The following is a 5,714-nucleotide window of genomic DNA, read 5'->3' as shown; positions in this document are numbered from 1 at the left end:
CCTACAGACCGACGTCGCGGACCCTGAGGTCTTCCAGGGTCTCCCGGCGCACCAGCACGCGGGCCCGGCCGTCGAGCACGGCGACCACCGGCGGGCGGCCGACGAGGTTGTACGGGGAGGCCATCGCCAGGTGGTAGGCGCCCGCCACCGGCACCGCGATCAGGTCGCCCGGGTGGGTGTCGACGGGCAGGGGCACGTCCTCGGCGAGAATGTCACCGGCTTCGCAGTGGCGGCCGACGACCGTCACGCACTCGGCCTCGGCCGACGCGCGACGGCCGATCAGGCGGGGCGCGTACCGCACTCCGTACAGAGCGGGTCGTGGGTTGTCGCTCATCCCGCCGTCCACCGCCACGTACGTACGGCCGGGTGTGCGCTTCACCGCGAGGACCCGGTAGACGGCGACTCCGGCGGGTCCCGCGACGGCGCGGCCCGGCTCGATGAGCAGGCGCGGGACGGGAAGCCCGGCGGCCGCACAGCTCTCGGCGAGTTCGGCGCGGACCCTTGCCGCCAGTCTCGTCAGGTCGAGCGCCGGCTCGCCGGGACGGTAGGCGATGCCGTGACCGCCGCCGAGGTCGAGTTCCGGCAGCGCGATCCCGTGGGTGTCGCGGACCCTGGCCACGAGGCCGACGAGCCTGCGCACGGCCACCAGGTACGGCCTGACCTCCGTGATCTGCGAGCCCAGGTGGCAGTGGAGTCCCGTCAGTTCGAGCTGCGGCTGGTCCAGGATGCGAGCGATGGCGTGCTGGGCGTGGCCGTCACGGAGCGACAGACCGAACTTCTGGTCGTCGGAGCCGGTGCGTATCTTGTGGTGGCCCCCCGCGCTGATACCCGGCGTCACCCGGACCATGACCTTCTGATGGCCCCCGGTGCCGACCGCAGCGGCGATACGGGCGATCTCGGCGGGGTTGTCGATGACGATCCGCCCCACGCCGAGGCGCAACGCGATGGCCAAGTCCTGCGGCGACTTGGCGTTGCCGTGGAGCAGGATCCGGTCGGGCGGGAATCCGGTGGTGACGGCGAGTTCCAGCTCTCCGGCCGAGCACACATCCAGGCCGAGCCCCTCCTCCTCGACCCAGCGGACGACCGCTCGGCACAGGAACGCCTTGGCCGCGTAATGGATCTCGGCTTCAGGAAACGCGCTGCGATAGGTGCGGCAGCGCTCACGGACCTCGGCCTCGTCCAGGACGTAGACGGGCGTGCCGTGACTCTCGGCGATCTCGGGAAGGGACACGCCGCCCACGAGGATGTCGCCGTGCGGTCGCTCGGTGGTCGTAGCGGGCCAGACGGAGCGGAGGCCTGTTCCTGTTCCTGTTCCTGTTCCTGTTCCTGTTCCTGTTCCTGTTCCTGTTCCTGTTCCTGTGTCTGTTCCTGTGTCTGTGTCTGTCCGGGCGGCGGACAGGGAGACGGGGAGGGTAGTCATCGCTGCGGCTCCCTTCACTTCGCGAGCGAGGTGAGCGGCCGGGGGCTCGGCAGCGGCTCCGCCGAGTGAACCGCTGAGCCGACGGCGATGCTGGCCGGCGCCCCGTCGAAGGCGGCCGCCGGAGCCGGTGCGGTCAGGACCGGGTCGACCCGCAGCTCGCGGACGCCCAACGGCTCCACGAGCGCGCGCAACGCCGGTTCGGCCAGGACGATCCACGGCTGGGCCTCCCCCAGAGCGGCCCTCAGACGTGCTGGGCCGGTGAACGCGACGGCAGTGCGGCCACCGACCGGCGTTCGAAAGAGGCGGGCCACGCACCTGCCGGACCCCGGCCGGACGGGCACGCACAGCCGTCCGGCCGGGAGCTGTTCTCCGGGCTCCGGCTCGTCTCCGTACAAAGCGACTGACATGGGTTCCTCCGAGGAAGGGAACGCGATCCCCGGACGCGGTCGCTCCGGGCTGTCTCCGACGCTATTCCCGGTCCCCACCGGCCCCGCCAACCTCCTGACACTCCCCTGACGGCATCAGCCGCGACGTATACGCCGCTCATACGCCACCCCCTACGACCGTCCCCCGCTCCTCGCCCCGCGTGCGCCGCGCTTCCGGCGTCAAGACCGCGTGAAGACACCACGGGCACCAGCCCACTCGTCGCCCTCCACCCCTACATTCGCCTCATGAGCCGATGTCACGGACGGATGCGTGCCGACCGCCGTGTGCGTCGCCGCTCCGTGACGCTCACCTTCGGCGCCGTCGTCGTCAGCGCCCTGGGAGTGGTGGCCGACGCGATGTGGCTCCTCGGCGGCGGCGCCTGGCTCCTCATCGCGGCCATCCTTCTGGAACTCGTATACCGCCCCTGATCTCGCGCGTGGTCAACCGGATTCCTGCCATCTCCGACTCTCATGGAAAGGGCAAGGTGGTCAGCTAGGCGGGGAACAGCCATTGCCCGCCTGTAAGTTGTGGACATGGTCGGCGACTGGCGGATGGACCGAATCGGTACTGCCCTGAGGGGTGAGAACCCGACCGTGTTGCGGCGGTTGACGTCAGGGTTCGCCGTCATCGGTGATGTCCAGTTCCTGCCGGGATACTCCGTACTCCTCGTAAACGACCCGGACGTACAGCAGCTGTCAGACCTGCCCCGGTCCAAGCGACTGTCCTTCCTCTCCGACATGGATCGGCTCGGCGAAGCGGTCGAGCATGCCTGCCGACGGCTCGACCCGTCTTTCCGACGCGTCAACCTGGAGATCCTGGGCAACAAGGATCCGTTTCTGCATGCGCACGTGTGGCCGCGGTTCGACTGGGAGCCGGCAGATGTGGTCAGCGCTCCGGTGTGGCGCTATCCGCGGGACCGGTGGAGCGACGAGGAATTCAGGCTCGGTCCGCAGCACGACGTGCTGCGGGAAGCGATCGGCAGCGAACTGGACCGGTTACGCTCGACGGCCTGACAGCACCGAGAAGTCAACTCGCCATCTCCTTTGACCAATCTGCGACACCGGATGAAGGTGCACGCGGTGCTGGTGAAGGTGCGCTCCGGCCCGCATGCACCAGGGCGATGCTCCGGAAGGAACCGCATGCGATGACTCATCGAGCGTGGTGCAGAAGCGGAACCCGAATGGATCCAGTGCCGGGGAGGGTGACTAGAGTCGGCTTCATGGCAGCAACACCTGTGCTTCAAGCAGTCGAGGCGGACGGGGCGACCTGGAACGACCCGTCTGAGGACCAGCTTCACGACCTGCTGGCTGACATGAGTCTCGCGTCGCGTTTCGTCGTCGTGCGGCGACTCGACCTGGAACCCGCCGACCAGCACTACATGCAGGTCTTCCTCAACGACGACCTGAGCTACCAGGTGGAATACCGCGAGGGAGGGCCGGACAAGCACTTCCAGACATGGGTACCCCGTGGGCACGGGGTCTTCACAGTGGAACCTGTGGCTGAGGTGCTCCAGGGCTGGGCCTGCGGGCGACCTGGTTGGCGGGAGGCACATTCCTGGGTCCCCTGGTCACCCACGGAATCGTGCGCCCGTCACCACTCCCTCGCAATCACGCCTTGACGGCTGCCACGTCTGCGCCCCGACCAGGCCAGCCGCTTCGTAGCGGACTACTGGTCCGTCGTACCTCGTGGCCCTGGCTCGCGCTCCTTCGCCCCCACCGGGCCCGATCGTGAGCGTCGCCCAAGGTGCGGGGGTTCAGAGGCTTCGGATGGCCTCGGCGAGGTCGGAGCCGTACGAGGCCCAGCAGGTCACCGAGCCGTCTTCGTCCAGCTGCCCCATGAACCATTCGTCGTCGTCCTGTACGAGGCACAGCTCGTGGAAGCCGAGAATCACGGCGGGCTGGAGCGTGTCGTAGTCCCCCTGGTCAACGTTCTCGACCACCACGAGTCGATCCGCGGAGAGCACGACGGCGCTCGCGTCTCCGGACACAGCCCGCACGCGCTCGATCGTCCAACCGGTGGGGAGGCTTGAGTTCACCGTCGCATGGTCGCATCCGCGTCTTCGACGCAGCCACCGGTTATGGACCGCGATCAGTGCGGTCACGTCGCGGCGAACGCCACGAGGGCTGCACCTACCTCTGGTATCAGAGGTCCACGGCGCCCTGGTAGTGGCCCCGAAGTTCGGTGAATACGCGCTCTTCGGCAGCTCTGACGTCCCACAAGGAGCTGTCCACTTCCCTCAGGACCACCACCAGCACGTCCTGAGGGAAGCCACACGCCTCGGCGTCGATGAGCTGGACGAGCAGCTCGGCGAGCGTCACGTAGGGGTTTCCCGCGCCTGGAATCGGTTGGTCGGCGGGGCAACGCCGTCGGTACGGTCGCCCCATGTGCACTTACGCGTTCGTCCACTACAAGCTGCACTACGCGTGTGTCTCGTGCCGGGTCAGCTTCAAACGGCATCCCGGCACCGACCAGCCCTGCCCGCGCTGTGCGGTGCCGATGCTGTGCGCCGGCCACGACTTCGCGGCGCCCCGTCGCAGCAATCGGAAGGCGTGGTCGGTCGTCGCCGTGGTCCTCGGCGCCGGGCTGCGCTACGAGGGCTTCGAGGCGTGCGGCTGCGGTAGGGAACCGAAGTTCCGCCCCCGCACGCGCGCTCAGCTGCGCGCCCGCCGCATCGCGGCCGCACGGACTGGTACTCCGCTCGCGGAGATGCTCGGCCGCGTAGACCCGCTGGCCTAGACCGTCTTCGTCACGGCCGGGATCCGCGTCCGCGAAGCGGATGCGGACGAACGCCGGCCGGGCGCCGGCCGGGCGCTCCGCGCGCGGGACGCGGTCGGGGACCCGATCGTTCCGGGCATGGATCGTCGGGTCCTGGGAGGGTGGTGGTTCCTACGGTGAAGACATCAGAAGGAAGGACGCGGAACCGTGCTGGAGCAGCTCAACCAGGCGCTCGACCACATCGAGCGGTGCCTCGAAGTGGAGGCCGGCCGGGAGGTCGACGTCGCCGAGGTCGCCCGGGTCGCGATGACGTCGGAGTACCACTTCCGGCGCCTGTTCTCGGCGCTCGCAGGGATGCCGCTCTCCGTGTACGTACGGCGTCGGCGCATGACGCTGGCCGGGGCCGAGGTGCTGGGCGGGGAGCGGACGCTGCTCGACGTGGCCGTGCGGTACGGGTACGGCTCGGGCGAGGCGTTCGCCCGGGCGTTCCGGTCGGTGCACGGCATCGGGCCGGGCGAGGCCCGGCGCACCGGTGCGACGCTCACGGCACAGCCGCGCATGTCCTTCCGTGTCGTCGTCGAAGGGAGTACGACCATGCGGTACCGGATCGTCGAGAAGGAAGCGTTTCGCGTCGTCGGCAGGAAGGCGCGGGTCCCGCTCGTGCACGAGGGGGTGAACACGGCCGCCGCGGCACATGTGGAGAGCCTCGACACGCAGGCGATCGTACGGATGAAGGAGCTCGCCGACGGCGAGCCGAACGGGGTCCTGTCGGCGGTGACGCACCTGACCGACAGCCGCGAGGAGGGCGCCGAGGTGGACTACTGGATCGGAGTGGTCACCGGCCCCGAAGCGGCCGCGGAGGAGCTCGAAGCCCTCGACGTGCCGGCCGGGACGTGGGCGGTCTTCGACAACCACGGCCCCTATCCGAGCGCCCTCCAGGAGCTGTGGCGTGACGTCTTCACGCAGTGGTTCCCCTCGAACCCGTACGCGAGCCGTCCGGGTCCGGAGCTGCTGCGGACGCAGCCGGTGGAAATCGGCGCGGACACGGACTCACAGCTTTGGATCCCGGTCGAGCGCGTCGGCGGGAGCACCGGGGTGTGAGGTCCCGGTCCCTTCTGATGCGCGGCCCGGACTGCGGGGCAGCCTCCACGAC

General features: G+C 69.3%; 9 protein-coding genes. 5 read left to right on the top strand and 4 right to left on the bottom strand.

Annotation, left to right across the window (positions count from 1 at the left end):
- Position 1: 1 nt before the first annotated feature.
- Both lysA and ACFCY7_RS39470 read right to left on the bottom strand, forming a co-directional pair.
- On the bottom strand, positions 2–1,420 hold the full coding sequence (gene lysA, locus ACFCY7_RS39475; protein ID WP_376490912.1) for a diaminopimelate decarboxylase: 1,419 nt from the start codon (positions 1,418–1,420) through the stop codon (positions 2–4).
- A 14-nt stretch (positions 1,421–1,434) separates the two neighbouring features.
- The gene (locus ACFCY7_RS39470) at positions 1,435–1,827 is read right to left on the bottom strand and encodes an SAV_915 family protein (RefSeq protein ID WP_376490911.1); all 393 of its coding nucleotides are present in this window, start codon (positions 1,825–1,827) and stop codon (positions 1,435–1,437) included.
- Between the two features lie 264 nt (positions 1,828–2,091).
- Here ACFCY7_RS39470 and ACFCY7_RS39465 point away from each other — a divergent pair, with 264 nt between their 5' ends.
- From ACFCY7_RS39465 to ACFCY7_RS39455, 3 genes are all read left to right on the top strand, one after another.
- Positions 2,092–2,274 carry a hypothetical protein gene (locus tag ACFCY7_RS39465; protein WP_376490910.1) on the top strand — a complete coding sequence of 61 codons (183 nt, stop codon included), beginning with the start codon at positions 2,092–2,094 and terminating at the stop codon, positions 2,272–2,274.
- 105 nt (positions 2,275–2,379) lie between these two features.
- Positions 2,380–2,859 (top strand): diadenosine tetraphosphate hydrolase, encoded by a 480-nt coding sequence (locus ACFCY7_RS39460; RefSeq protein WP_376490909.1) that lies wholly within the window; start codon positions 2,380–2,382, stop codon positions 2,857–2,859.
- Between the two features lie 206 nt (positions 2,860–3,065).
- A complete protein-coding gene (locus tag ACFCY7_RS39455; RefSeq protein ID WP_376490908.1) occupies positions 3,066–3,464 on the top strand; it encodes a hypothetical protein in 399 nt (132 codons plus the stop codon).
- 135 nt (positions 3,465–3,599) lie between these two features.
- On the opposite strand, the gene ACFCY7_RS39450 is transcribed toward ACFCY7_RS39455, so the two are convergent.
- Positions 3,600–3,881 carry a hypothetical protein gene (locus ACFCY7_RS39450; RefSeq protein ID WP_376490907.1) on the bottom strand — a complete coding sequence of 94 codons (282 nt, stop codon included), beginning with the start codon at positions 3,879–3,881 and terminating at the stop codon, positions 3,600–3,602.
- A gap of 106 nt (positions 3,882–3,987) precedes the next feature.
- Positions 3,988–4,164: a hypothetical protein gene (locus ACFCY7_RS39445; protein ID WP_376490906.1), complete on the bottom strand. Its 177-nt coding sequence runs from the start codon at positions 4,162–4,164 to the stop codon at positions 3,988–3,990.
- A 64-nt stretch (positions 4,165–4,228) separates the two neighbouring features.
- Here ACFCY7_RS39445 and ACFCY7_RS39440 point away from each other — a divergent pair, with 64 nt between their 5' ends.
- Together ACFCY7_RS39440 and ACFCY7_RS39435 are read left to right on the top strand one after the other, a co-directional pair.
- Positions 4,229–4,582, top strand: coding sequence for a hypothetical protein (locus ACFCY7_RS39440; RefSeq protein WP_376490905.1), 354 nt, complete (start codon positions 4,229–4,231; stop codon positions 4,580–4,582).
- 186 nt (positions 4,583–4,768) lie between these two features.
- Positions 4,769–5,662, top strand: a complete 894-nt coding sequence (locus ACFCY7_RS39435; RefSeq protein WP_376490904.1) for a GyrI-like domain-containing protein — start codon at positions 4,769–4,771, stop codon at positions 5,660–5,662.
- Positions 5,663–5,714: the final 52 nt, after the last annotated feature.

Source organism: Streptomyces sp. NPDC056361, assembly GCF_042262805.1.
In the GTDB taxonomy this organism is placed as follows: domain Bacteria; phylum Actinomycetota; class Actinomycetes; order Streptomycetales; family Streptomycetaceae; genus Streptomyces.
The sequence above is the reverse complement of the archived record's forward strand: the minus strand, read 5'-3'. Positions and strand labels throughout refer to the sequence as shown.